This window comes from Pedobacter sp. A2324 (assembly GCF_059693705.1).
Genome location: NZ_JCASSK010000004.1, coordinates 426,801 through 450,515, shown reverse-complemented (window position 1 = coordinate 450,515; position 23,715 = coordinate 426,801). Strand labels below are relative to the sequence as shown.

Sequence of the window (23,715 nt, the reverse complement as noted above, 5' to 3'; positions counted from 1 at the left end):
TAAATTTTGTTAGCCTGAAAAGCGAAGATTTAATGTGAACAGTTATTTTAAATGCTCTCTGATAGTCGCGAATCAGTATAAACTTGCTTATTTTACTGCTGTTATAAATTCTTTTATTTTACCGGCATTCTTGATGCCCGGCTCCACTTCAAACCGGCTATTAATATCAAGGGCATATAATCGTACATCTTCTATTTTAGCTATTGCCGCCGCATGTTCCAGGTCAATTCCTCCACTTAAAAAGTAAGGTTGATCAAGGGTGTAGTGCTCCAGAATCTTCCAGTCAAAAGTTTTACCAGATCCGCCGTACGCTTTGGTTTTAGTATCGAACAGAAAATAATCTGTTACTTTCTGATAACCGTTTAAAACCCTAAAGTCGAAGTGCTCATCCACTCCAAATGCTTTGATCACCTCCAGTTGGTTAAAACTGTTTTTTAAGTCTTCGCAGTACTCCACAGTTTCCTGACCATGCAACTGGACTGCCTTTAATTGATAATCCTGAACCTTCTTTTTCACCACCGCCAGTTCCTCATTAACAAAAACACCAACACTCTTAATTTCGGCAGGGATATATTTAATCAGTTCAGCAGAAACATCGGTAATCATCCTTGGCGACTGATCATAAAAAATAAAACCCATGTAATCCGGATGCAAACTGGCTACTGCGGCAATATTTGCGGCCAGTGTCATTCCACAAACCTTTAACTTAACTTCTTTCATTACGCTACCAGCTTTTTGAAACTCTCCAGGGCTTTTTTGCTGGCTAACGATTCTTCCGCTTCATAATAACAATCGGCGAAAGAGCATGTCGGCTTAATGGTTCTGATGGCCAGTGCCGAGTTGCATAAAACCACATTGTTCTGAACATCCGTTGCTGTTCCGTTTAAAACATCCATGAATATTCTGGCTGATGATTCAACGGTATCTCCTCCTTTAATCGCATTTACCGGAACTTTTTCAAAACCCATATCATTAAGCGTTAAAATCTGTTCCCCCTTATTCGTAAACGTTTTTACATCACAGGTAAGCGAAACTTCATCGTAGCCTTCCAGTGCATGTACAATGGTATAGTTTTTCGTGGTATCCTGATACAAATAGGCATATAACCTAGCCAGTTCCAGGCTAAAAACCCCAACCATCTGATATTTGGGCTGTGAAGGATTAACCATTGGTCCAAGCATATTAAAAAAGGTTTTTACACCTAATTCCTTACGGATAGGGGCTACAATTTTCATCGCCGGGTTAAATAAAGGAGCATGCAGAAAACAAATGCCTGCCGCATCCAGGTTCCTTTTCAGCGTATCCTGGTCGTTAGTAAAATTATAGCCCAGATATTCCATCACATTTGACGAACCACAACCCGATGATACACCATAATTACCATGCTTAGCCACCTTGTGACCTGCACCTGCAACCACAAAAGAAGACAGGGTGGAAATATTGAAGGTATCTTTTCCATCGCCACCTGTACCACATAAATCAATGAGTTCATAATCAGAAAAGTCAGCTTTGATCCCTAAATCGAGCATCGCATCCCGAAAACCCTGTAGCTCATCAACGGTAATGTTACGCATGGCATAGGCAGTAATAAACGCGGCAATCTGTGAAGAATTAAATTCACCCTGTGTAATCGAGATCAGGATATTCTTTGCCTCTTCTCTGCTGAAACTCTTATTTTCAAATAAATGGTTTAATATTCTTTTCATATTAATGTTTTCAAGCGCTGGTTCGTATTTCTCAAACCGTTTATTAATTTATTCCTTGATTGCAGAACCCTAGGCCTGTAAAAAAATCGCATAAAAAAAGGATTGCTTTTTGGGCAATCCTTTTCGTTTTTTGTAAAATATTTTGAAATATATAACAATAGAATGTGCCTAACGAATTTCGTTATGCCACCACCAATTGTTATTTAAGTTTTTAATTATCATGTTTGTATAAAGCAAATATTGACATACTTTTTTATAATTCCAAAATCTTTCTAAAAATATATGGCTTTTTTCAAGAGAAAAGTACAGTTCAATGATGATCTGGGTTTCGGCTCAAGTCCGGTTATTAAAAATCAACGCGTGCTAAATACCGATGGAACGCCGAATATCGAGCGTACAGGTTTACCATGGTTTAAATTTGATGATACTTATACGCGCCTGGTCACCATGAGCTGGTCAAGATTTTTCCTGGTTATTCTGGTTACTTACCTCATAGTAAATACCTTTTTTGCCTTTGCCTATAATGTTGTAGGCATCGAAAACTTAGATGGCGCCAAGGGTACAACATTGCGCGACCAGTTTTTCGATGCATTCTTCTTCTCTGCACAAACCATTTCCACAGTGGGTTACGGACACATCTCACCTCAGGGTTTTATTACCAGTATTTTAGCGGCGTTTGAAAGCATGCTCGGTTTGCTGGCCTTTGCATTGGCTACAGGCTTACTGTATGGACGGTTCAGCCGACCGACATCAAAAGTCATCTTCAGCAAGAAAATGGTTGTTGCACCATACCAAGGTAAAACCGGACTCATGTGCCGTTTGGCTAATCTCAGGAAAAATGCCCTGATTGATGTAGAAGCACAAATGTTCATGACCTATAATGAGACTGTTGATGGAAAACTCAAAAGGAGTTTTTATCCGTTGGAACTGGAGCGTAGCAAAATCAGCGTACTCTCCCTGAACTGGACATTAGTGCATCCGGTTAATGAAGACAGTCCGGTTTTTGAAAAAAGTTTAGACGAACTCAAAATTGCGGAGGTGGAGATCTTTGTGATTTTAAGGGCGTTCGATGATACCTTTGCACAAACAATACATACCCGGACAAGCTATCAGGATGAAGACATAGAATGGAACGCGAAATTTAGAATTATGCATTACCATAATGAAGAGGGGAAAACAGTAATGGACTACAGCTTATTAGACAGTACCGAACAGCTTAGGATTGATGATTGATAAACGTTACAATGTCTTTGTACAAATCGTTCCCACCAAATATCATCTGACTAATCATAGGCACATGACTTTTACCTTTAATTTCCCTGATTTCCACAGGAACCTTATTCGCTTTTAATTTTTCATACAGCCTCGGGGTTTGCAGCTTAATTGCACCGTAGGTTTTACTGCCATAAAAAAGCAAATGTGGATTTTTGATGTGACTAACATATTCCAGTGGAGACGCTGTTTTCCAAACCGCTGGCTGGTTGGTAAAAGTTCTTAAGAAATCGTAATAATAGTCATCCTTTTCAGCTTCAGTCAAATATTCGTGAATATCCAAACCAAAAGGGTCATTTAAAATCACTCCTTTAATTGGGTTTTTGATCCCGGCATGCTGAAAATATTTCGGATCACTGTTGATGAGTTCTGCTAAATGCGCGCCTGCAGAATGACCCATTACAAAAAGCATATTTGCACTGGCCTGATATCCGGAAATGTTCTCCTTTACCCACTTTACAGCTAAAGCACAATCATCGGCCATTTTACCATATTGAGCATCTGGAGCCAGAGGATAATTAATGATCACTGTGACAATTCCTTTTCTGGCAAAATTACGCCCCAGCCACCAGTAAGTCTCTTTTTTTCCGCTACTCCATGAACCGCCATGTATAAAAATCAAAACAGGCTTATCCGCTACGCTGTCGTTTTTATAGAAGATGTTGAGCGTATTTTTCTCGGCAGTAGTGCCCGCGTAATTGATATTTTTAACTGCTTTTACTTGTGCTGAGGATATAATGGTTTGGAATAAGAGCATTACTAAAACTAGTTTTTGAAGCATATTGATTTTTTTTCAGTCAACACTTAACAAACGAAAAAGTTCGGCAAACGGATTGCAATAATCAGGTTGCCCCAACTTTTAAAATACAGGAATCATTTTTGGCTAGACGCCCAAAACCCACATCTAACACTTCAACTTTAATCTAGATCAATGGGTTTTTCTCCTTTGAAAATAAATCAAAAACCTTTTTGTCTACAAAAGCAGGAAACAGCTTGTTCATCCAAACGGCTAGCTTACCCTGACCTGTCATCACCAAAGTGCGTTTGCGTTTTTCAACACCATCTGCTATAATACCTGCAACCTCTTCAGATGTCATCATTTTTCCTTCGTCCATGCTAGTTTCTCCGTGCGCAGCGCCATCTTTTGATAAAGCTGTAACGCGGATATTCGAGGCCGTAAATCCCGGACAGGCTACTAATACGTTCACACCGGTTTTCAAAAGTTCTGTCCTCAGGGACTCAAGAAAGCCATTCATTGCAAATTTTGATGCAGAATAACCCGTACGTCCTGGCAATCCCCTGAAACCGGCAATTGATGAAACGCCCACAACAGTACCCTTTGCTTTCAATATCTCCGGTAAAGCATATTTTGTACAATAAACCGTGCCCCAGAAATTAACATCCATTAAATTCTTTAGTACTGATAAATCCAGATCGTTAAACAAAGCACGCATAGATAATCCTGCGTTATTAACGAGAATATCTATTTTTTGAAATGAAACAAGTGCTTGTTTGATGATCAGTTCGCAATCCTCCTCTTTGCTTACGTCTGCCTGAACAGCAACAGCCCTTATACCGTATCGTTTTTCCAGATCAGCGGTAATTTCACATAACGTAACATATTGACGGGCAGCCAAAACAAGATTTGCGCCACGTTTAGCAAATTCCTCGGCACAAGCTTTTCCAATTCCGCTTGATGCACCGGTGATGATGATAACTTTATCTTTCATTAAATGGTTGTTGTTTAGTTTTTACTTGCTGCATTTACCCCTGATCTTCAACACTACTTCATCATCGCATTTTCATAAGGCACACGGGTAACAATCGAACGTCCAAGGGTAATTTCATCGGTATATTCCAATTCTCCGCCAAAGGCAATTCCTCTGGCGATGGTGGTAATCGGAATATTAAATTCCTTCAATCTTTTATACAGGTAAAACAAGGTAGTATCACCTTCCATATTAGGGCTCAAGGCCAGGATTACTTCTTTAACATCACCGGTTCCAACACGTTGAACGAGCGAATCAATGTACAAATCAGCAGGACCAACGCCATCCATCGGAGAGATTAACCCGCCCAAAACATGGTACACCCCAAAATATTGCCCGGTATTTTCAATAGCCATTACATCGCGCGTATCTTCAACCACACAAATGGTTTCCTTATCCCGCTTATGTGAAGTGCAAATCTCGCAAATCGTGTGATCTGAGATATTGTAGCAAATGCTGCAATTTTTAATCTGCTGCTTTAACTTAATCAGCGTATTTCCAAACTGGTTCACCTCCTCCTGTTCCTTATTTAAAAGATGTAAAACTAACCTCAACGCCGTCTTCTGTCCCACACCAGGTAATTTCGAGAATTCGTTTACTGCATCTTCAAGCAGTTTGGATGAAAAATTCATAGCGCAAAAATATGTAAAAATGTTTATTAGTTCATTGATCGAACAGGCATTAGTTTGCCGGCTAAATGCTCAATGAAATATTGAACAAATTGCTAATGAGCAATTGAATTAATGAACTATCTAACTATTGATTTAATTAGTAATTTCATACATTTATCTTCTTAAAACAAATCTATGTCGCCAACCATACTGTTATGCTTCCTGATCGGTTACTTTCTACTGCTCATTATCATCTCCTTTGTCACCTCTAAAGATTCTTCGGATAACAATTCATTTTTCGTTGCCAACAGAAACTCAAAATGGTATCTGGTTGCATTTGGAATGATTGGAACTGCGCTTTCAGGGGTAACTTTTATCTCCGTTCCCGGTGAAGTGGGTGCCCCCGCAGGCAATCAGTTTCAATATTTTCAATTCGTACTGGGGAATGCCGTTGGCTTTATCATCATCTGTACAGTGTTATTGCCGCTGTATTACAGAATGAATTTAACCTCCATTTACAGTTATATAGAGCAGCGATTAGGCCATTACAGTTACAAAACCGCAGCATCCATCTTCCTGTTAAGCCGTACGCTTGGTTCTGCTACCAGATTGTATCTGGTAGTAATCGTGCTCCAGCGCTTCATCTTCGACAATTATCATGTTCCATTTTGGTTAACAGTGCTGATTTCCCTGGCGCTCATCTGGTCATACACCTTTAAGGGCGGATTAAAAACCATTATCATCACCGATACCCTGCAAACATTTTTCCTGGTTTTATCAGTTTTCTTAACCATCTATTTCATTTGCAATAGCCTTGATTTCAATATCCCACAGGCATTTGAAACGGTAAAAAACAGCAGCTATTCAAAAATATTTTTTCTGGAAGATTTCCTGACCAACAAGTTTTATTTTGGTAAACAGTTTATAGGTGGCATTTTCGTTACTATCGCCATGACAGGCTTGGATCAGGATTTAATGCAGAAAAACCTGAGCATGGGAACCATCAAAGAAGCACAAAAGAACATGTTCACCTTTACGGGTGTATTCGTAATTTTAAATGTCTTCTTCCTGAGCGTTGGTGCACTACTGTATATTTTCGCTGCTAAAAACGGAATAGATATTCCCCTTGATCACATCACCGGGAAGCCCAGAACAGATTTATTATTTCCGGAGATAGCCCTGAACAACCTCGGGGCGATACCCGCCATTATATTTATGCTGGGTTTAACGGCCGCTACCTTTGCCACAACAGACTCGGCCCTTACCGCATTAACAACGTCATTTTGTGTCGACTTCCTGGGAATGGCGAAAAAAGATAACATCAATGCGAAAGACGCGGTGAAGAAACGTCATACTGTACACGTTGCTTTCTCGGTACTCATGTTTCTGGTGATAATAGTAATCAATGCCGTAAACAGTTCGTCGGTAGTTAGTTTAATTTTCACCATCGCTTCCTATACCTACGGGCCACTTTTGGGCTTATACAGCTTCGGACTCTTCGTAAAAAACAGAGGTTTGCACGATAAAATAGTACCAATTGTTTGCGTATTATCGCCTTTTTTATGTTACTTGCTTTCAAGCTACTCCAAAGAGTTATTTGGTGGCTACGTTTTCAGTGTTGAACTGATCTTAATCAACGGTTTAATCACATTTATTGGTTTGCTTTTCATCAGTAAAAAAACAGACGCGCAAACCAGATTTTAATATTAGAATACAGAATTTATGACGAGTGAAGAAAAAATAAGAAGTGCTTTTGAAAATAAGGATTGGCAGGAAATTAAAGTAACAGATTCATGGCAGATTTTTAAAATCATGGCCGAATTTGTAGATGGATTCGAGAAATTGGCCAAGATAGGCCCCTGTGTTACGATATATGGTTCTGCACGGACCGCGCAAACAAACAGGTATTATCAACTGGCGGAACAGTGCGGTAAGTTATTAACCGATCGTGGATATGGGGTGATTACCGGAGGTGGCCCGGGAATTATGGAAGCCGGAAATAAGGGTGCACATACCAATGGTGGCAAGTCAGTGGGTCTGAATATAGAACTTCCTTTCGAGCAGTTCCATAACAAATATATCGATCACAATAAACTATTGGAATTTGATTACTTCTTTGTCCGCAAGGTAATGTTCATGAAATACAGCCAGGGCTTTGTGGTTCTTCCGGGTGGATTTGGTACTATGGATGAACTCTTTGAAGCCTTAACTTTAATTCAGACCGGTAAAATTGCCCGCTTTCCAATCGTATTGCTTGGAAAAGATTATTGGAGCGGATTAATCGACTGGATTAAAAATACCATGCTCGAGAAAGAACATAACATACACGAAGAAGATTTAAACCTCTTCCGTTTAGTAGACACAGCTGAAGAAGCTGCCGAACATATTTTCAGGTTCTACGACAAATATGTCCTTAAACCTAACTTCTAATCAGGAAAATAAACTGGAATGTTCCTGATGTAAAAGGCTAATCGATATAAAGCTCCCACAAAGTCAGACACTTTATGGGGGCTTTTTTATTTAACAAACAATTTCTGTAACGATTCGTTTATTCCGCAGTCTTAACAATAAAGGCACGGTAAGTTGATGGAGCAAATATTAAATTGGAGAAAAGGTTTATTCGACAGCCATTATCAGGTGTTTGATCATGCTACGCCTAAATTTTCAATCAACTTTAACTCGCTAAAAAATTCAGCATTTGCCACTACACAAAAGGAAATTTATCTTTTGAGAAGCCAGGGTTATTCAAATCCTGAAACACAGATTCTAAACAACCAGAACGAGATCATCGCGACTATCCGCTATGACTGGTTAAATTTTAAAGCCAAAGTACAGTTCCCCTCCGGCGAAGTATTTGACTGGGGTTTTCAAAACAGTTGGTTAAGCAGGTGGTCATTGAACAACCATACAGATAAACAGATTATCTACAACTCATCGTCAGGAAGCGGTTTAATTCATAGCAATATCGATGATGACTTGCTGGTTTTAACCGGCTTATTTATCCGTGAATACTACACCAGGATTTTACTTGCTTTTCTCATCATCACGATCCTCCTGTTTAGTGGACGGAATATTTTTTAAAGTCCGCTTACACCGCCGCTCACCACCAGTTTCATCGCATCAGCAGCACTCATATTTAAATCTTTAACCCGCTCCTTTTTAACAATACAAAGCTGGCCGGCAAAAGAATATGACAGCGGAAAATAAACAGCTACCTCATCGGGCAAATCCAGTTTTTCGAGATGTGGCTGTGTTAGAAATCCGATTTTCTTCAACCCGCCTTCTACTTCAACCAAAACCGGATGGTTGAACTTCTTTTCGTCACCAACAAACGCTTCAGTTAAATCTTTTATGGAAGAATAAATAAAATTAAACAGCGGCATTCGTTGCATCATCCGTTGAAACCAGTTGTACATCGGCTCAGTAACCAGATTCGTTACAAAAATACCAGCCATTAAAATAATGGCCAAAACAGTAAGTAAACCTAAACCAGGAATATTGCGGCTTTCTCCAGTTTTAGGATTCACCCCCAGAATATTATTCACATTCAGCCAGCTATCTACAGTTGTCACTGCCCACACCACTATAAAAATACTCACAGCAATGGGTACGACAATTAATAAACCTTTTATGATATAGTTTAAAATAGCTTTCCCGATCTTATTCATGCTGCAAACTTATTCAAAAATTCTTTAGAAATTGCATTGGTTTATTGTTCATCAGAACAAGCAGCTATTCATAAAAGTAAACCCGCTTCACACGCTGGGAAATACTGGTCAGTATTTCATAAGGGATGGTATTAATTTCCTCAGCAAGCGTCATGATATTGTGCTCATGATCGAAGACAATCGCCTCATCGCCAGGCTTTACATCAATACCGGTTACATCAAGCATAGTCATATCCATACAAATCGAACCAATAGTAGGTACCAGCTGACCGTTAATTAACATTTTTCCTATCCCATTTCCAAAAGCACGAGTGTAACCATCAGCATACCCAATTTTAACCGTAGCAATTTTCCCCCCGTCCGGCATTACCCCTCTCCTGCTATACCCAACTGTTTCTCCGGCAGCAAGTTCCTTTACCTGGGTCACCGTAGTTTTAAGCACCATAGTGGTTTGCAAGCCTTTATTCGCTAAAATACCTGAATCGAAACCATACAAACCTATTCCCAAACGAACCATATCCAGTTGTGCATCGGGCCAGCGACTAATACCCGAGGTATTCGAAATATGCAGCAAAGGCCTGTAGCCCAAACTATCAATAAGTTTTGCAGCAGTAACTCCAAAACGATCAATCTGCAGTTGCGTAAAACCATCATGCTCCGCTTCTGCACTTGCTACCAGGTGAGAGAAGATACTCTTTACCTTTATCCGCTGAGAATCTTTAATTGAGATCAGGAGCTGATCAATTTCACGCTCGTCAAAGCCCAATCTATGCATACCGCTATCAATTTTGATGTGTACCGGATAATCAAAGTCATAATCAGATAGTGCATTAAGGAAGCTGTTCAGTATCCCGATGCTGTAGATTTCAGGCTCCAGATTGTATTTGACTATCGCTTCAAACGCTGATTCCTCAGGACTCATTACCATAATAGGTAAGCTAATCCCGGCTTTTCTCAGTGCTATCCCTTCATCTGCATAGGCCACGGCCAGATAATCCACCTTGTGAAATTGTAGCAAATTGGCAATCTCAAAACTTCCGCTTCCATAAGAGAAGGCCTTAACCATCGCCATAATTTTTACTCCTGATTTTAATTTAGAACGATAAAACTGCAGATTGCCAACCATGGCATTTAAATCAATCTCTAAAACCGTGTCGTGGATTTTTTGCGTTAGCAATTTACTGATCCGCCCAAATTCAAAACGGCGGGCTCCTTTAACCAAAACCGTTTCGTGATTAAATACTAAACCCGGAAACGCCTCTATAAATGCTGAAGTATTCTCAAAAAACTGTGTCTCCATTTCAAAAAGTGTCGAAAACTGCGTAATCTGCGTTCCGATACCTATCAGCCGATTCACATTTTTCTGTGCCAGTAAACCGGCAATTTCACCATACAAATCCTCATCCTCTCTGCCCGTTTCAAATAAGTCAGAAAGAATAACAGTTTTCTTCGCATGCTGATTCTGCTGATTGAGAAAGTCGAGCGCTATGGCCAGCGAAGAAATGTCAGCACTATAAGAATCATCGATGATCGAACATTGGTTAATACCGTTTTTGAGTTCCAGCCGCATACTTACATGACTCAGCTTTTCCAAACGCGAATCTGCCTGCTGTGCGCTATAACCCATAGCTAATAAAGTAGCCCAGCAGATCATGCCATTCTCTATTGAAGCCTTATCTTTAAAGGGAAGCATACACTCAATCTCCCTATCCTCAAATATAGCCCTCAGGTAACAGTTACTTTCAATAGGTTCAACCGCAATGATACGAAGATCGGCTTCAGCCTTAGTGCTCCAGCTAAACTTTCGTTTGCCGGGCAGCGCCTTAAAGTTCACCTCATTTACATAATCAGGCGAATAAATAAAGAGATCACTGTTTTCAAACAGCTTCAATTTCTCTTTTAACTTTTGTTTCTTTGAAGCAAAGCCTTCCGCATGTGCCTCGCCGATATTGGTTAAAATGCCAATTTTTGGCTGAATGATATCGGCCAGCAACTCCATTTCATTAAGGGCAGATATGCCTGCTTCAAAAATTCCAAGTGTATGATCAGTATCAATCTGCCAAACCGATAATGGTACACCGATTTGAGAATTATAGCTCTTCGGACTCCTTACAATATTATAATCGGCAGCCAACAGCTGATAGAGCCACTCCTTAACAATTGTTTTACCGTTGCTCCCAGTGATACCAATAGTATCGAGTTTAAAAAAATTCCGGTGGGCAATGGCCAGTTTTTGAAGAGCCAGTAACACATTTTCAACAACAATAAAGTTGCAATCAACATACTCCCTAACATAGGCTACATCACTGATCACGAAATTTCTAATGTTCTTACTATATGCATCCGATATAAACTCATGTCCGTTCCGGTGCGAAGCCAAGGCGAAAAACAAAGTGTGCTCAGGCATGAATATCGAACGGCTATCAATAACCAGGTATTGAACAACTGCTTCTGGATCAACCAGGTGCGCATTTGCATTTAAAATTTCGGCTACGGTTGAGAGGGTATATATTGGGTCCGGCATGTGATTATATTAAGAAAAATATGCTAAAGGTTTTTATTTTTACGAATTTCAGTAAATAATTATGAAAAGCGGTAAAGAAGAGACAGCAATATTAGATAAAAAACAGGCATCAGCCAAGGCTGAAAGTTTTTGTGTATATCAGGAACGGTCTCAAAAAGAAGTCAGGTATAAACTGGTAGAGTGGGGAATGCGCGGCGATGAGCTGGAAGAGATTCTTTCCGACCTGATTACCAATAACTACTTAAATGAGGAACGCTTTGCGCTACAATATGCTTCAGGAAAATTCCGTATTAAAAAGTGGGGACGGGTTAAAATAAAACAGGGTCTAAAGCTTAAAGGTGTTCCCGACCGGATTCTTCAGAAAGCTTTATATAGTATGAGTGATGAAGATTACCTGGAAACCTTAACGCTTTTGGCTGAGAAAAAAGCGGCTTCCATAAAAGAATCAAACCCTTTGAAAAGAAAAATGAAACTCATCAGCTATCTTCAGGGAAGAGGATTTGAAAATGATTTAATTTTTGTTGCCCTGAAAGCCAGCAATTTAAATTAAATATTAAATTTTTAATAAAAAATCCCTTGACAGAAATATAAATCTCTCTATATTTGCATCACCAAAACGAAACAGCATATCGGTTTTGTTCATGCGAAAGTAGCTCAGTTGGTAGAGCACGACCTTGCCAAGGTCGGGGTCGCGAGTTCGAATCTCGTCTTTCGCTCTAAATGCCTTCCTACCAGGAGGCATTTATTTTTAAATTTGGCTTCCGGTTTCGGAATCAACCAAATGCTCAGATGGTGGAACTGGTAGACACGCAGGACTTAAAATCCTGTGCCCTTAACAGGCGTGCGGGTTCGATTCCCGCTCTGAGTACATCAAAAATCGAATTTAAATCCCTTACATGTCTGTAAGGGATTTTTTTATACCCTACTGGCCCCAGTTCACCTGAATACCATGTTCCTGCGCATATGCTTTGCCCTTCTCCATCAAACGATTATAATTTTGCTCAAAACGCATTCCATACTTCTGATCAATATCTTTGATCAATACTTCTTTAGCCGATTGGCTGCCTTTAGCATCACAAAGTTTCGCATAAGCCATGTACTCATTTTTATAGACCGGGATAACCAGTTCGTACAATGATGTGGACTGCGCTTTGATTTCCTGTTCTTCATCGCCGGAAACAGATAGCTTCTTCACTTTGTCGAGCGACTGCTCCAGATATAAAATCTTATTGGTGATGTTGGTAACGGCTTCATTGCCCTTCTTTTTACTCGATGGGATGTCAGGGAATTCTTTGGTTTCGTCATTAATGTGCCTTGCAAGATCCGGACTGGCAAAATCATTGATCATATTCGTGTTCAATATGGCAATATCAAAAAATCTTTCCGGCGTCTCTGAACATGCAGAAAAGAAAAGCACAGCTAAAATGAGAAAATAAGAGAATGTTTTACAGGATAGGGCTTGAAATTTGTTCATCTTCTGGATATAAAATAGGTTTAAACATTAAGTCATACCCTTCACAAAGATTAAGCCGAAATCACGTTTCTGAGGCGAAATCTGAGCAGAAAGAAAAATCGGCACATCGGCTACTTCTCATTTAAAAGTAATACTAATCATACAAAATTTAATATTTTTGCATAATTCAAAATTAATTGTACCTTTGTTCCGAGAGCGTTAATTTAAGGGCGGTCAGCTGTAATGGTTGATCGCCCTATTTTTTTGCTACGCCCCCTGGATTAAGATCAAATGAACCGTCGCCAAATGGCCTACTGAATCACAAAGTCGCCATCCAGTTTAATTTCATCTGACGAACCACCTACCATTAAATGATAAGCACCCGGTTCTACCACCCATTGCATTTTTTGATTATAAATTTCAAGATCCGATTCATTCAAAATAAAACTCAGCGTCTTTTGTTCCCCTGCCTTCAAAGCAACTCTTTTAAACTTTATCAGTTGTTTACCAGGCAATACAACCGACGATTTTTTATGCTGTAGATAAAGCTGTACCACCTCCTCGCCATCAACAGATCCGGTATTTTTTACATCAATTTTAACACTCACCGCTTTTTGTCCCTTATTCGCAACCATCTGAAGATTTTGGTAGCCAAAAGTGGTATAGCTCAAACCAAATCCAAAAGAATATAAGGGTTTGGCATCCATTTCAATGTAATCATGTTTCTCAGGATAGCGCGCATTATAATAAACCGGTAGCTGTCCAACAGATTTAGGTACCGAAATCGTTAACCTTCCTGCAGGATTGTAATCGCCGAAAAGGACATCAGCAATGGCATTACCACCTTCTTGCCCCGGATACCAGGCATCAAGTATCGAAGGGACATGTTCAGCAGCCCAGTTTAAGTTTAAAGGCCTGCCTTTAATCAATACCAGCACAACAGGTTTCCCTGTTTTCATAACTGCTTTCAGCAACTTCATCTGGTCGCCCATTAAATCAAGTGTTGCACGGTCATAACCTTCACCGCTTTCCATATCACTAACCGTTTGTGCTTTTGCATCCACTTTCGCAGCGCCGGTTTCAATGTATTCCGTTTTAAAATCCCGCGCGCTCGAACCACCCAATACAATCACCACCGCATCAGATTTCTTCGCTGCCGATACCGCGTCATCGATATTACTCGAAAGCGTATCACGGATGCCACAACCTTTTACATAGTTGATTTTGGTTGTCTCACCCAGCTTATTTTTAATACCCTGCAAAACGGTAACCACATTACCCTCTTCCTGCGGCGCGGTATAGTCGCCTAACTGGTTATACACATTGTCGGCATTAGGACCTATCACCGCAATGCTTTTTAATTTTTTACTTAGCGGCAGCAGTTGATTCTGGTTCTTTAATAGAATTACCGATTCACGCGCAACCTCGCGGGCAATCCTGATTTTCTCAGCATCCCGTACCTTTTGTTTGGCCACCTGCGGATCAACATAAGGATTTTCAAATAAACCCATCCTAAACTTAATCCGCAGCACCCTGCTCACGGCAGTATCCAGTACCTGACCAGAAACTTTACCCTGTTTAATGGCATCCAGCAGGGATTTTCCATAACCTATCCCGCTTAAATCAGCATCCAACCCCGCATTAATGGCCAATGAAGCCGCATCGGCATCGGTTGCCGCAACATGATGGTTGGCTTTTAGCCCTGAAATGCTGTTTAAGTCCGAAACTACAAAACCTTTAAAGCCCCAATCCTGACGTAAAACATCTTTCATCAGCATCTCATTAGAAGAACACGGAATACCGTCAATAGAATTATAAGAGGTCATTACCGATAGTACGCCCGCTTTTACAGCAGCCTTAAACTGGGGTAAATAAAACTGATGTAACGTCCGCAAGCCAAGGTTGATGCTGCTTCCATTATGCCCACCCTCCGGAGCACCATAAGCAGCCAGGTGTTTTAAGGTCGCCACTACATTCACACCGCTATTAATCGACTTCCCCTGTAATCCACGGACCATACCCTCACCCATCCGGCTGATCAGTACATGGTCTTCACCGTAGGTTTCTTCCACCCTAGACCACCGCGGTTCGCGAGCCAAATCCAGCACCGGGCCATAACCAATATGTCCGCCTTGCACCCGTGTTTCTTCAGCAATTGCCTCAGCCATTTTCTCAATTAACTCAGGATCAAATGTACTGCTCTGCCCTATTGAAGTTGGAAAAACGGTTGTACCAATCGCCATATGACCATGAGTAGCCTCCTCAGAAAGTAGTACAGGGATACCCAAACGCGTATTTTCAATCGCATATTTCTGGATGGCATTCGTTGCTTTTGCTGCAAGTTCAGGATTTAATCCATTTGCCAGGGTCTTTTTAGTCCAGGGATCCGCACGCAGTGTTGCCCACAACATTCCCGTATACGATTCCTTTAACGATTTTTTAAAGGCCTCACTTACTTCAACCTCATTACCATTCTTGGTATACATAGGCCAGCCCAATGGCATGGAAATCTGTCCCACTTTTTCCTCAACAGTCATCCGAGAAAGTAAATCCTTAATCCGGCTTTCTACAGGTGCTTTTGCATTCTTATATAAGGGAAGCGTGCCTTTCGTTTGTGCAAAGCCCGGAATGTTAAATGTTGAAAATGCCAGACTCAGGCATAGGGTAATTTGTAGTTTTTTATTCATATCAGCTAAATATTATGCCCAGGCCTTCCTCAGGAAACGTAGCCAGTTTCCATGCATCAGGTTTTCGACATCAGTATCGGTGTAACCTCGTTTTTTAAATAAATCCGGCACTTTCTGTAAGTCAGCAATGGTTTCCAGGTCGTAAGGACACTGCTCTCTGCCAAAGGCGCCGTCCAGGTCTGAACCTATGCCCACGTGCAATGCGTTGCCTGCAAGCTGGCATATGTGATCAATATGATCAATCATCACCTCCAAATTACAGTTCATCGTCCTAGGTTGCGAAAGTCCCCTTTGCCAATCCGGAACCATCATCCACGCATCAAGCGCTGCACCAATCACAGCACCTCTGTCAACAAGTGCTTTAATCTGTTCATCGCTGTACTGCCGGTTATGGTTAACCAGACTACGGCAGTTGTTGTGCGAAGCCCAGATATGTCCGCGAAAACGGCCCAATGCATCCCAGAAACTGTCGTCACATAAATGCGTTGCGTCTAAGATAACATTTAATCTCTCCATTTCCTTCAGCAATTCATGCCCCAATGGGGTCATCTTACCTGTAGTATCTGTCCCCTGCGCGTACCTGCCGGGGCCATAATGCGCCGGCCCAACTGCCCGGAGACCATTCTCCCATGCCCGTTCCAGATGTTGCGGCGTAACATAAGAATCCGCACCTTCCAGACTCAAAATGTAGCCCACTGGTTTTTCACCTGCAGGCTGATCATTCTGCCACAAAGAAAGGTGTTTCTCCAGCGTCTCCAGGTTATGTACCTGAAACATTTCACCCGCATCTTCCATGGCTTTATACCAAGCCAACTGACCCTGTGTTTGGGCCCAGGCCTGCTCCGGCGAGTGCCAGCCAGGCAGATGATTATCGGGTGACACATATCTCGCAATCTGGGTAGCTACCACCAAACCAATATTTCCTTTTCGCAACTCCGGAAGCGACACCGTTGCCAATGCCCGGTCGGGCTTATCAGTTAAACCCTCTTCCCGATTATTGATCGATGAAACCTCCTGTGTTAAATCACGGTTCCACTCCAAAGCATTCATGCTCAAATCCAAATGGGCGTCTATTGTAAACATGCTTATTTCTTAAATGGTAATTTTTCTTTTTCGGGAAATGATATCCCAGTAATCAAGGGATCGATCTGTTCTCAGGCAAATTGCACTTTCGTGCAGCGCCACTGTTGGACAAACATGATAAGGTAATCCATATAGCATGTCGCCAGGCAAGTAGGCCTCAGGTTCGGCAGTACTTAATACCAGATGCTCTTCACTCTGACTTTGAACCTCAAGCAACGGTGCATTAATAAAAAACACGCGGTTCCTCAATTCCTTTTCTGCTGCAACCGCTTTGTGACCGAGGTCAGTACATACCAACCCCTCATCCGGAAGTGAGACTACTCTGCTCGCTACCAGCGCAGCGGTTTGAAAAGGCTGTTCCGGATAAGCATCCTGGTAGCCTTTATCCCAAAGGATAAAAGTACCGGGACTACACTCAAAATCTGTTTCTGCAGCGTAGATGGGGAAAGTAGGCGTACCGCCGGCAACAATGGTAATGCCATAGCCTAAATGCGCTTCAACCTTTTCCCGCAAATCCAGTAACTGTTTGATAACAGGTGCCGATTTCTCCATCCTTGCCTCCACCGCTGCATCATGGATATGACCATCATAAGCATGCAATCCAACAACAGTTATACCCGGAAGATGCTGAAGGTTTTCCACTAAACTTAAAGCCATTCCGGAAAGTAGGCCTGTTCGGTTCATTCCCACATTCAAATCGATGTACACATCCAATTCAGCGCCCTCTTCTACAGCCTTTGCAGAAAGTTGCCGGGCTATTTCCAGGTTATCTGCGAGGCAGCTGAATGCCGTATCAGGGTACCGACATTTAAGCTTAAACAACCGGCTCATATTTTCAGCCACAGGCTGATAGGCAAGCAAAACATCAGGTACCCTATCTAAAGCCAGCATTTCTGCCTCAGCGATGGTAGCACACTTAAACTTATTGATGCCTGCCGATAACAGCAGCCTGGTAATTTCCCTGCACTTATAAGTCTTCACATGCGGCCGTAACCGCTCAATCCGGTTAATCATGCTTTTCAGCAAACTGATGTTGGCCGTTAAACGCTCCTCATAAAAAATAAGGGATGGCGTTTCAATATGCGCTTCATCAGGCAGCAGGTACCAGGCTTGCTCCTTTTCCATCTTTAAAACAATTCGAATAAAGCCTCAATCTCTACCGGGATATTGTCTGGCAAAGAGCCAAATCCTACTGCACTGCGAACGCCAATCCCGTTTTCCTCACCCCATACTTTTGCAAAAAGCTCACTGCATCCGTTAATGATGAATGGGTGTTTTTCGAAGTCGGGTGTGCAGTTTACCATACCCAATACTTTAATTACCCGTTTAACTTTGTTCAGGCTGCCTAAATTGGCTTTAATAGTCGATAACATGGTTAAACCTACCTGCAAAGCTGCAAGCTTACCCTCGTCCTGATTTAAATCTGACCCGATACGGCCGATAATTAATGATTTGTCGCCCTGAACTGGTCCATGTCCGCTCAGATACAAATATTTTCCATCAACCAAAAAAGGCTTATAAACACCCAGTGGTGCTGGTGCTGGTGGCAGGTTTAATTTTAATTGTTCGAAGCGTTCGTCGGGAGTTAAATTTTCCATTTTTATATAGGTGTTATAATTAAGCTATAATCAGGTGTAGTAAAAGTATGGCAAGTAAACCAACAATGCCAACTATTGATTCCATTAATGCCCATGATTTAAAAGTGTCTTTTAAACTTAAGCCAAAATATTCTTTAAACATCCAGAAGCCGGCATCATTTACGTGCGAGAACATCAGGCTCCCGGCACCTACCGCCAATACCATGAGGTTTGGATTGGTATGTGTTTGCTCCATCAGTGGCACAATAATCCCTGCAGTGGTTAAAACCGCAACGGTGGCAGAACCCACACAAAAGCGGATCACCGCAGCAATCAGCCAGGCCAGGAAAAGTGGTTCCAGTTCAACATGCTGGAGATAACCCGCAATCTGGTTGCTCACGCCGCTCTCTGTCAAAACCTGTTTTAAAGCGCCGGAACCGGCAATAATCAATAAAATCAGGGCAATGTCTTTCACCGCATCACCGTAAATCCCCATAATTTCACTAATCTTTCTCCCTTGAGATAAACCCAGCAACCAGGTAGCCACAATCAATACAATCAGCATCACCACAGATGGATGTCCTGCAAATAGTATATAAGGCAAAATGGCTGAATCAGCACTTAGTAGAAGCGGAAAGAAAGATGCTGCAGCCAGTAAAATAACCGGCAGTAAGGCGGTGAAAAAACTTTTAAATCCGCTTGGCAGATCCTGGTCAGCGATTTCAACAGCGCTGAAAGAAGCAATAGGCACCGCAGTGATATTTTTTAAAGTCCGCGAAAATATGGGGCCGCCAATAATAATCGCCGGAATGGAAACCGCCAGACCGTACAACAACGTCAGCCCCATATCCGCTTCAAATTGCACAACCAAAGCAGCCGGCGAGGGATGCGGGGGCAAAAAACCGTGGGTAACTGATAACGCAGCCAACATGGGTAAACCAATGTATAAGGCAGGTAGTTTGTAACGATACACTACCGAAAAGATCAGCGGCACCATCAGCACAAAGCCTATACCGTAGTACAGCGGAATACCAATCAGAAATCCCGTGAGCACCATAGCCCATTGAATGTACTTTTGCCCGAATACCTGCATACTTACCTGGGCAATCTTTTGTGCTGCACCACTTTCAGCCACCAGTTTACCCAGCATTGCTCCTGCCGTAATGATAATGGCCAATGATCCCAGTACGTCGCCGATCCCCTTTTCTATGCTAGCAGGAATTTTTGCGGGCGGTAAACCCAGCGCCAGCCCGGCAAGAAACGACACCAGCAAAAAAGAAATAAAAGCATTGACCTTAAAAACCGAGATTAGTACGATTAACAGCGCAATGCAAAGCAAAACGATTAGTATAGTCATTTAATTTACAATAATTTCGTCCAACATTAACCAGGCTTTTGTTCCGGCACCATAAAAACCATCAGGTATAACGCCAACATTGCTGGCTTTGATGCGTACGTAACGGGCTTGAACAGGATTAAGCTGGTGCAGAATCCTGTTAATTCCTTCCTGGCTAAAAACCGTTTGCCTCGATACTTCTTTAAACGATTGCTCATTTGTAGAAACCTCCACCACAAGCAATTTAGGCGGATGCATCTTTTGCCACTGATAATTCAATGTATTGATGCCCACCTCACGCACGGTCTTTTCTTCACCTAAATCAACTATCGCCTCAAAGTCACCTCCGCTTAATCCCAGCCACTGTCCATTATTATATAAATAAGAACCCTGAATACCATTGGTTAAGCGCTGGGGATCAATATTATAATTGCCCTGCCCCGCAGTGTTAAGTATAACTTTTTTACCTGAAGCCATACTTTTAACTATCGCCTGTTCAAACAACTTCCCAACGGGTTTACCGGCCTTAAAAAGCTGAGCTTTCAATGTTCCGGTTTTGTCAATTACAATCAAACTGCGATATATTTGACTGGTCGTACCTGGATTTTTACCGTTTAAAGTATAACGGATTTCGGCATTTGGCAAATCAGTACTGAGCTTAAACCCCTTCGCAGCGTCCACACTTTCACAAGCGATGTCATAATAAGCGGTCGAATAGTTCAGTTTTTTCAAAAACCGCCCATTCGCCAGTAAGCGAGCCAGAAAATCAGGATAGTCCTTCTGCGCTTTTGCCGACCAGGCCGTTTCAGCAAGGGCAATCACACGCGGAAATATCATATACTCCGCTTTGTATGCATCGCCAAGATATTCGCTCCACACATTCGCTTGCACCCCTTTGATATATTGCTGTTCTTCTGCATTCAATTCGGCAGGCATGGGTTCGTAATCATAAACCTTCCGTAGGGGCAGATAGCCACCTGCAGCAATTTGTTCACTTTTGTTGAGCGACTGATAGTAATCGAGATAAAGAAACTTTTCAGGCGTCATAATCACATCGTGTTTCAGTTTGGCGGCAGCAATGCCACCTTCCAATCCCCTCCAACTCATTACGGTAGCATCGGGTGCCAGTCCACCTTCCAGAATTTCATCCCAGCCAATAATCTTTTTCCCCTTAGCATTCAGGTATCGCTCCATACGGGCGATAAAATACGATTGCAATCCATGCTCGTCTTTTAGCTTCTCCTCTTTAATTCTTTTCTGGCATTTCGGGCAATCATGCCAGCGGGTTTTCGGACACTCATCGCCACCAATATGAATGTAGACCGATGGAAACAACGGGATGACTTCGTCCAGCACCCCCTCAAGAAAGTGAAAGGTTTCTTCATTGCCTGAACAAAAAACATCGTCAAAAACACCCCAGTAAGTTGCGGTTTGGTAAGGGCCTCCTGTACAACCCAGGTTGGGATAGGCCGCCAATACTGCCTGAGCATGTCCCGGCATTTCAATCTCCGGAATGGTCGTAATCTGGCGTGCAGCGGCATAAGAAACAATGTCTTGTATTTCTTCCTGTGTGTAGTAGCCACCATATCTTTTACCATCAAAACGGTGCGGATTAGCCCTTTTATGCCCGATAAGGGTCTCATTGCGATAGGCCGACCGGCTTTGCAGTAAGGGATATTTTTTAATCTCAATCCGCCAGCCCTGGTCGTCAGTTAAATGCCAGTGAAAAGTATTGATCTTGTAGAAAGCCAGTACGTCCAGCCATTTTTTAATGACTTCAACACTGAAAAAATGCCGTGCCACATCCAGATGCATACCCCGGTAAGCAAAACGAGGTGCGTCCTCAATGTGATATCCCGGTACGGTAATAACCTTCCCTTTATTTCTGATTAGCTGCACCAGCGACTGTAAACCATAAAAGAGACCTCTTTCATCAATCGCTTTTATAGTAATATTTCGACTGGAAACATCGAGCAGGTACGCCTCAGACTTCAACTTCAATCCCGCATCAACGATCAGGTTGATACCCTTAGGCTCCGCTTTATTGCTTCGCAACAATGAAAAACCCGATAAATCTTCAAGGTACTGATCAAAAAATGAAGTACTCAGCTTCGTAGCACCGGCAACATACAACCGGGTTGTTTTCTGAATCAAAAAGCTACCCGACTGTCTCAGCTCAACAACAGGCTTAGGGATAATTCCTGAACCGCTAAAGCTTTGTGCACAAACCCGGGCTGCGAAAACCTGAACCCACAAAACCAAAAGCCAGGAAATGCATTTCACTTTATTCGCCAGAAATTGATTCATAAGGTATTTCATCGTAAAACCTTTTACTACCACCTAAGGTAAGTTTAAAACTTTGTTTTCGCCTTCTATAATTACATTTTGCTGTTCCACAATGGCTTTATATTCGTATGCACCTTTTGGTAATGTGAGCGTTCCGGAGAAAGTTCCATCCGCCTTAATATTCACCCACGGGCTCATTTTCCAGTCGCCCGCGTAAAGTGTTTCTACCTGCCCAAGATAAGGGCGGTAATAAAATCTTGCCCGCTGGGGTTTAATTTTGGTATAATTAAGCACCTTGCCATTTAGCGATGCAGTACCTGCTGCAACCTTGTAGTCGCCACTCTGAACCATCGCTGCATCCGCAAAAACCGGTTCAACATTTTTTAGTTTAATCACAACCGGATTCGGCCACCGGTGATCATCGTAGATACGTTGTGCCTTCACCACAGAAAGCTCAAGTCCATTTGCTGTTTGTTTAAATCTTGAGGCCACATCCAGATCGGGTTTATATTCTATAATCCGGCTGTTTTGCCCCAATACGCTAATCCTGGTCTCATTAGTGGCCTTCGCAGACTTCAGCAGAAAAGTCCTACGTTCTCCCTCTTTCCAGTTTTTAGCGTCCATCACAATGGCAAATAATGTTCCAGGTGCTTTTTGCGTAAAATAAATATTCTGCTCTTTACTCACCACCCAGCTGCGCACATCATCCATAGCTTCATGGTTAATAAAATACCATCCCCCCATTTCACGCAAACGGTCCTCCTGCTCATTTGCTAAAGCACCATTTGCTTTAGGCCCAACATTCAGTAACAACGAACCACCCTTCGAGCGGGCTTCAATCAGTAACTCAATTAATTGTGAACCCGACTTGTACCGTTCGTTGGTGGGCTGGTACTGCCACGCAGTACCGATGGTAATCGGCGATAACCAGGGTTGAGTAATCTTGGCGCCTGGCAGGGTTTGCTCCGGGGTTAATATTGCACCACGGGTAATCAGAATATCAGGTTGCATTTTCCATGCAGTTTCCTTTACCGTTTCCTTGGGGTCACCATCAATAAACAATACATCTATCTTACCATAATTCTGCATCAGCTCTTCCGTTTGCTTACGGTTGTATTCTGCATATTCTTTCTTTATACCTGCGTCAAGGTTGGTAATATTTCTGCTGATAGGAATCTTATGCTTATAAAGAAAATTGAAGTCTTCCGGAGAAAAATAAAAGCCTACATCCAGTCCGGCTTCCCGTGTAGCTTTTACAAACTCTTTCAGCAGGTCTTTTTTATAGGGTGTATTGGTAATTTTAAAGTCTGTGGTTTTGGTATCCCAGAAACAGAAACCTGCATGGTGCTTAGTGGTAAACACGATGTATTTCATACCAGCCAGTTTGGCCAGTTCGGCAATTTCTTTAGGATTAAAAGATGAGGGATCAAAAGTTTTAGGCAGCTCGCTGAAATAACGATCTGTGTAATCATCAGAGGCGCCAACCAGTGAGTGACTGATCACTACACCCAGCTGGACATCAACATTAAAGTGGATAAATAAACCTGCACCGGTGTTGCGCAGCCATTCCTCACGCTCAGGTTTGTTTAAATTATAACTGCTCGAGGTTTCATCTTCCACCACATCATTACGCTGCGCAGAAACCGTACCCGCAAAAAACAGGCAGATTAAAAATATTCGGTATATCATTCGGATGTTTTAATCAATCCGGCAGCGCCTGGAAAGCCCTGCCGGATATCATGA

At 42.1% G+C, this 23,715-nt stretch carries 20 protein-coding genes and 2 tRNA genes; 7 read left to right on the top strand and 15 right to left on the bottom strand.

The window, feature by feature from the left end:
- Window positions 1–87 precede the first annotated feature (87 nt).
- Window positions 88–720 carry a phosphoribosylanthranilate isomerase gene (locus AC570I_RS14545; protein ID WP_497406001.1) on the bottom strand — a complete coding sequence of 211 codons (633 nt, stop codon included), beginning with the start codon at window positions 718–720 and terminating at the stop codon, window positions 88–90.
- The gene (gene trpD, locus AC570I_RS14540) at window positions 720–1,706 is read right to left on the bottom strand and encodes an anthranilate phosphoribosyltransferase (RefSeq protein WP_047799202.1); all 987 of its coding nucleotides are present in this window, start codon (window positions 1,704–1,706) and stop codon (window positions 720–722) included. The genes AC570I_RS14545 and trpD overlap by 1 nt, the downstream gene beginning before the upstream one ends.
- A 282-nt stretch (window positions 1,707–1,988) precedes the next feature.
- On the opposite strand from trpD, the gene AC570I_RS14535 reads away from it, so the two are divergent.
- Window positions 1,989–2,939: an ion channel gene (locus AC570I_RS14535; protein ID WP_497406000.1), complete on the top strand. Its 951-nt coding sequence runs from the start codon at window positions 1,989–1,991 to the stop codon at window positions 2,937–2,939.
- Here AC570I_RS14535 and AC570I_RS14530 read toward each other — a convergent pair.
- From AC570I_RS14530 to recR, 3 genes are all read right to left on the bottom strand, one after another.
- Window positions 2,923–3,759, bottom strand: a complete 837-nt coding sequence (locus AC570I_RS14530; protein WP_497405999.1) for an alpha/beta hydrolase — start codon at window positions 3,757–3,759, stop codon at window positions 2,923–2,925. The genes AC570I_RS14535 and AC570I_RS14530 overlap by 17 nt on opposite strands.
- Window positions 3,760–3,901: 142 nt before the next feature.
- A complete protein-coding gene (locus AC570I_RS14525; protein ID WP_047799205.1) occupies window positions 3,902–4,708 on the bottom strand; it encodes an SDR family oxidoreductase in 807 nt (268 codons plus the stop codon).
- A 53-nt stretch (window positions 4,709–4,761) separates the two neighbouring features.
- Complete coding sequence (gene recR, locus AC570I_RS14520) at window positions 4,762–5,379, bottom strand: recombination mediator RecR (RefSeq protein ID WP_497405998.1); 618 nt, start codon at window positions 5,377–5,379, stop codon at window positions 4,762–4,764.
- 174 nt (window positions 5,380–5,553) lie between these two features.
- Here recR and AC570I_RS14515 point away from each other — a divergent pair, with 174 nt between their 5' ends.
- The 3 genes from AC570I_RS14515 (at window position 5,554) to AC570I_RS14505 (ending at window position 8,439) form a co-directional block, all read left to right on the top strand.
- The gene (locus tag AC570I_RS14515; protein ID WP_497405997.1) at window positions 5,554–7,062 is read left to right on the top strand and encodes a sodium:solute symporter; all 1,509 of its coding nucleotides are present in this window, start codon (window positions 5,554–5,556) and stop codon (window positions 7,060–7,062) included.
- 18 nt (window positions 7,063–7,080) lie between these two features.
- Window positions 7,081–7,788, top strand: coding sequence for an LOG family protein (locus tag AC570I_RS14510; RefSeq protein ID WP_047799208.1), 708 nt, complete (start codon window positions 7,081–7,083; stop codon window positions 7,786–7,788).
- A gap of 156 nt (window positions 7,789–7,944) precedes the next feature.
- The gene (locus AC570I_RS14505; RefSeq protein WP_047799209.1) at window positions 7,945–8,439 is read left to right on the top strand and encodes a hypothetical protein; all 495 of its coding nucleotides are present in this window, start codon (window positions 7,945–7,947) and stop codon (window positions 8,437–8,439) included.
- Here the strand turns inward: AC570I_RS14505 and AC570I_RS14500 are convergent.
- Both AC570I_RS14500 and AC570I_RS14495 read right to left on the bottom strand, forming a co-directional pair.
- Window positions 8,436–9,026, bottom strand: coding sequence for a DUF502 domain-containing protein (locus tag AC570I_RS14500; protein ID WP_497405996.1), 591 nt, complete (start codon window positions 9,024–9,026; stop codon window positions 8,436–8,438). The genes AC570I_RS14505 and AC570I_RS14500 overlap by 4 nt on opposite strands.
- Before the next feature lie 64 nt (window positions 9,027–9,090).
- Window positions 9,091–11,550, bottom strand: coding sequence for a bifunctional UDP-N-acetylmuramoyl-tripeptide:D-alanyl-D-alanine ligase/alanine racemase (locus AC570I_RS14495; RefSeq protein WP_497405995.1), 2,460 nt, complete (start codon window positions 11,548–11,550; stop codon window positions 9,091–9,093).
- A 61-nt stretch (window positions 11,551–11,611) separates the two neighbouring features.
- Here AC570I_RS14495 and AC570I_RS14490 point away from each other — a divergent pair, with 61 nt between their 5' ends.
- The 3 genes from AC570I_RS14490 (at window position 11,612) to AC570I_RS14480 (ending at window position 12,418) form a co-directional block, all read left to right on the top strand.
- Window positions 11,612–12,100: a regulatory protein RecX gene (locus AC570I_RS14490; RefSeq protein WP_497405994.1), complete on the top strand. Its 489-nt coding sequence runs from the start codon at window positions 11,612–11,614 to the stop codon at window positions 12,098–12,100.
- A gap of 93 nt (window positions 12,101–12,193) precedes the next feature.
- A tRNA-Gly gene (locus tag AC570I_RS14485) sits at window positions 12,194–12,266 on the top strand.
- 67 nt (window positions 12,267–12,333) lie between these two features.
- Window positions 12,334–12,418: transfer RNA gene (locus tag AC570I_RS14480), tRNA-Leu, on the top strand.
- Between the two features lie 54 nt (window positions 12,419–12,472).
- Here the strand turns inward: AC570I_RS14480 and AC570I_RS14475 are convergent.
- From AC570I_RS14475 to AC570I_RS14440, 8 genes are all read right to left on the bottom strand, one after another.
- Window positions 12,473–13,024 (bottom strand): hypothetical protein, encoded by a 552-nt coding sequence (locus AC570I_RS14475; RefSeq protein WP_497405993.1) that lies wholly within the window; start codon window positions 13,022–13,024, stop codon window positions 12,473–12,475.
- A gap of 290 nt (window positions 13,025–13,314) precedes the next feature.
- Window positions 13,315–15,690: a glycoside hydrolase family 3 N-terminal domain-containing protein gene (locus tag AC570I_RS14470; RefSeq protein ID WP_497405992.1), complete on the bottom strand. Its 2,376-nt coding sequence runs from the start codon at window positions 15,688–15,690 to the stop codon at window positions 13,315–13,317.
- Between the two features lie 12 nt (window positions 15,691–15,702).
- Window positions 15,703–16,773, bottom strand: coding sequence for a dipeptidase (locus AC570I_RS14465; RefSeq protein WP_497405991.1), 1,071 nt, complete (start codon window positions 16,771–16,773; stop codon window positions 15,703–15,705).
- Window positions 16,774–16,782: 9 nt separating this feature from the next.
- Complete coding sequence (locus AC570I_RS14460) at window positions 16,783–17,898, bottom strand: D-TA family PLP-dependent enzyme (protein ID WP_497405990.1); 1,116 nt, start codon at window positions 17,896–17,898, stop codon at window positions 16,783–16,785.
- 2 nt (window positions 17,899–17,900) lie between these two features.
- On the bottom strand, window positions 17,901–18,371 hold the full coding sequence (locus AC570I_RS14455) for a RidA family protein (protein ID WP_497405989.1): 471 nt from the start codon (window positions 18,369–18,371) through the stop codon (window positions 17,901–17,903).
- Window positions 18,372–18,390: 19 nt separating this feature from the next.
- Window positions 18,391–19,707 carry a gluconate:H+ symporter gene (locus AC570I_RS14450; protein WP_497405988.1) on the bottom strand — a complete coding sequence of 439 codons (1,317 nt, stop codon included), beginning with the start codon at window positions 19,705–19,707 and terminating at the stop codon, window positions 18,391–18,393.
- A complete protein-coding gene (locus tag AC570I_RS14445; RefSeq protein ID WP_497405987.1) occupies window positions 19,708–22,005 on the bottom strand; it encodes a glycoside hydrolase family 20 protein in 2,298 nt (765 codons plus the stop codon).
- Window positions 22,006–22,026: 21 nt separating this feature from the next.
- Window positions 22,027–23,661, bottom strand: a complete 1,635-nt coding sequence (locus AC570I_RS14440) for an alpha-L-fucosidase (RefSeq protein ID WP_497405986.1) — start codon at window positions 23,659–23,661, stop codon at window positions 22,027–22,029.
- Window positions 23,662–23,715: the final 54 nt, after the last annotated feature.

What these genes read in the sequence shown, in the direction of transcription:
- AC570I_RS14545 (WP_497406001.1), bottom strand. Translation starts at nt 720, where the DNA reads ATGAAAGAAGTTAAGTTAAAGGTTTGTGGAATGACACTGGCCGCAAAT.
- trpD (WP_047799202.1), bottom strand. Translation starts at nt 1,706, where the DNA reads ATGAAAAGAATATTAAACCATTTATTTGAAAATAAGAGTTTCAGCAGA.
- AC570I_RS14535 (WP_497406000.1), top strand. Translation starts at nt 1,989, where the DNA reads ATGGCTTTTTTCAAGAGAAAAGTACAGTTCAATGATGATCTGGGTTTC.
- AC570I_RS14530 (WP_497405999.1), bottom strand. Translation starts at nt 3,759, where the DNA reads ATGCTTCAAAAACTAGTTTTAGTAATGCTCTTATTCCAAACCATTATA.
- AC570I_RS14525 (WP_047799205.1), bottom strand. Translation starts at nt 4,708, where the DNA reads ATGAAAGATAAAGTTATCATCATCACCGGTGCATCAAGCGGAATTGGA.
- recR (WP_497405998.1), bottom strand. Translation starts at nt 5,379, where the DNA reads ATGAATTTTTCATCCAAACTGCTTGAAGATGCAGTAAACGAATTCTCG.
- AC570I_RS14515 (WP_497405997.1), top strand. Translation starts at nt 5,554, where the DNA reads ATGTCGCCAACCATACTGTTATGCTTCCTGATCGGTTACTTTCTACTG.
- AC570I_RS14510 (WP_047799208.1), top strand. Translation starts at nt 7,081, where the DNA reads ATGACGAGTGAAGAAAAAATAAGAAGTGCTTTTGAAAATAAGGATTGG.
- AC570I_RS14505 (WP_047799209.1), top strand. Translation starts at nt 7,945, where the DNA reads ATGGAGCAAATATTAAATTGGAGAAAAGGTTTATTCGACAGCCATTAT.
- AC570I_RS14500 (WP_497405996.1), bottom strand. Translation starts at nt 9,026, where the DNA reads ATGAATAAGATCGGGAAAGCTATTTTAAACTATATCATAAAAGGTTTA.
- AC570I_RS14495 (WP_497405995.1), bottom strand. Translation starts at nt 11,550, where the DNA reads ATGCCGGACCCAATATATACCCTCTCAACCGTAGCCGAAATTTTAAAT.
- AC570I_RS14490 (WP_497405994.1), top strand. Translation starts at nt 11,612, where the DNA reads ATGAAAAGCGGTAAAGAAGAGACAGCAATATTAGATAAAAAACAGGCA.
- AC570I_RS14475 (WP_497405993.1), bottom strand. Translation starts at nt 13,024, where the DNA reads ATGAACAAATTTCAAGCCCTATCCTGTAAAACATTCTCTTATTTTCTC.
- AC570I_RS14470 (WP_497405992.1), bottom strand. Translation starts at nt 15,690, where the DNA reads ATGAATAAAAAACTACAAATTACCCTATGCCTGAGTCTGGCATTTTCA.
- AC570I_RS14465 (WP_497405991.1), bottom strand. Translation starts at nt 16,773, where the DNA reads ATGTTTACAATAGACGCCCATTTGGATTTGAGCATGAATGCTTTGGAG.
- AC570I_RS14460 (WP_497405990.1), bottom strand. Translation starts at nt 17,898, where the DNA reads ATGGAAAAGGAGCAAGCCTGGTACCTGCTGCCTGATGAAGCGCATATT.
- AC570I_RS14455 (WP_497405989.1), bottom strand. Translation starts at nt 18,371, where the DNA reads ATGGAAAATTTAACTCCCGACGAACGCTTCGAACAATTAAAATTAAAC.
- AC570I_RS14450 (WP_497405988.1), bottom strand. Translation starts at nt 19,707, where the DNA reads ATGACTATACTAATCGTTTTGCTTTGCATTGCGCTGTTAATCGTACTA.
- AC570I_RS14445 (WP_497405987.1), bottom strand. Translation starts at nt 22,005, where the DNA reads ATGAAATACCTTATGAATCAATTTCTGGCGAATAAAGTGAAATGCATT.
- AC570I_RS14440 (WP_497405986.1), bottom strand. Translation starts at nt 23,661, where the DNA reads ATGATATACCGAATATTTTTAATCTGCCTGTTTTTTGCGGGTACGGTT.